Origin of the sequence: Nocardia sp. NRRL WC-3656 (assembly GCF_000720265.1) — a bacterium.
Classification (GTDB): Bacteria; Actinomycetota; Actinomycetes; order Mycobacteriales; family Mycobacteriaceae; genus Nocardia; species Nocardia nova.
In genome coordinates this window covers 1-1,661 of the sequence record NZ_JOJF01000083.1, presented here as the reverse complement: position 1 = coordinate 1,661, position 1,661 = coordinate 1, and the positions used below count along the sequence as shown (strand labels likewise).

General features: G+C 64.4%; 1 protein-coding gene and 2 pseudogenes. 1 reads left to right on the top strand and 2 read right to left on the bottom strand.

Annotated features, from left to right (window positions below; all coding sequences use genetic code 11):
- Nucleotides 1-499 (bottom strand): annotated as a pseudogene (locus IG65_RS39515) (hypothetical protein); the annotation flags it as partial.
- Nucleotides 500-563: 64 nt separating this feature from the next.
- Between IG65_RS39515 and IG65_RS0133900 the strand changes: the two are divergent.
- Nucleotides 564-1,058: a helix-turn-helix domain-containing protein gene (locus IG65_RS0133900; RefSeq protein ID WP_036526605.1), complete on the top strand. Its 495-nt coding sequence runs from the start codon at nucleotides 564-566 to the stop codon at nucleotides 1,056-1,058.
- A gap of 201 nt (nucleotides 1,059-1,259) precedes the next feature.
- Here the strand turns inward: IG65_RS0133900 and IG65_RS39510 are convergent.
- Nucleotides 1,260-1,493: pseudogene (locus IG65_RS39510) on the bottom strand (osmotically inducible protein OsmC); the annotation flags it as partial.
- Nucleotides 1,494-1,661 lie beyond the last annotated feature (168 nt).

The following is a 1,661-nucleotide window of genomic DNA, read 5'->3' as shown; positions in this document are numbered from 1 at the left end:
GCTGCAGCCACACCCACCACCCAGTGGCCTGCGGCATCGACTGAAACCGATCGACACCGGACTCAAAAGCCGAGTGGTCGCACAATCGGGGACAGGCCATCGCCACCCCGGGTGCTGTGGTCACGTTCGGTGGTCGGTCGTCCGGTGGAAAGGGCGATGAGCTCCCGCTCGTGAGGACCTCGATGCTTTGCCCGCGGGCGCGCAGATCGACAGCTTTGCGTGCTTTGCCAGTGGTGAACTCATCGGGGGTGTTCCCGGTGGACCCGTCCCGAATGAGGAGCCGGGCTATTTTCTTCGTGACGGATTTCTGCACCACGGCCCCTGCTGCGGCGACCGTGGCCCAGGCGTCTTTGCGGGGTATCGGGAGAGCGCCGGTGAATACGATGTACTGGCCGTACAGCGGGTGGTCGGGATCGGCGTCCCTGTTGGCTCCGGGCGGAACAGATCGGGCAGCACCGGTATACAGGCGTTTACAACCGGACCAACTGCCCTGATCCATGGAACCCAACCCGTGAGGGCGTCGGCTGGGAACGGCCAACGCGAGCTCCGCATAGACTTCCATTATGGAACACAAGAGCTTCGACGGTATGAGTTGCCCGATTGCGCTGGCGCTGAACCAGGTGGGGGAGTGGTGGAGCATCTTGATCCTCCGCGATGCCACGCACGGCCTCACCCGGTTCGAGCAGTTCCAGAAAAGCCTCGGTATCTCGCCGAATTCCCTGTCTCGCCGGCTCGGTGCACTTGTGGAGGCGGGCCTGCTGGAGCGACGCCGGTACAACGACCGTCCTCCGCGCGACGAATATGTTCTGACCGAGGCCGGTCACGCGTTTCGTCCGGTGCTGATCGCCTTGTATGCCTGGGGTAACCAGTACTTTCCTCCTGCGGCTCCTAATGTGCGGCTGGTCGACAGTGAGTCCGGGTTGGATGTCGAACCGCTGTTGATCGACCGCTCGACCGGTCGTCCGCTCGACGACGAGCACTCGGTATTCCTGCCGGGCCCGACTGCCGATGATCGCTTGCGGGCGGTGCTGGAACAGCGGCGCCGGCCCATGGCGTGAAGACTGTCTGGACGTTAGCGGGGTTACTTCCATGATCATAGTGACTTGCATCATGATAGTGACTCGGGTTACATTCAAGGCCCACGAAACGCCGAGTGATGAGGTGCACAGTGAGCTCTTCAGTAACCGACCAGCCCGTCCGGCAGTACCGCTCCGCCGAGATCGAAACCAAGTACGTCGAGGTCGGCGACGTCCGCTATGCCTACCGGGAGATCGGTGGTTGTCCAGGCACAACGCCAATGCCATAGCGAAACACGACGAGTGCGCGGCGGCGGCGAGTTCTTCCGGGCTGGTCTGCCCGCCCGGCTGCTGGGTGCGCCCGGCCCAGGTGACCGGCAGCGGGCCGAACGCGCCGCTGGCGGCGTGCACGAGCCCGGCTCCCTCGGCGAGCGGGCCCTCCCAGACGGTGGTGGCGCTGCGTTTTGCGGTGGTCATCTTCTCTCCTCGAGTGGGTGATGTGTCGGTTGTCGTGCTGCAGCGCCGCGAGCGCGGCGTCGCCGGTCCTGCCGGTGCGGGATCGGGTGGTGCGGGAAGATGACGAATCGAAGTGATGTCGGATGGGAGGCGAGGAGCGGTGATGGAGAAGTTCTCGGTGGACGCGGT

Excerpts from the sequence above, each read along its gene's own strand:
- IG65_RS0133900 (WP_036526605.1), top strand. The coding sequence starts at position 564 with ATGGAACACAAGAGCTTCGACGGTATGAGTTGCCCGATTGCGCTGGCG.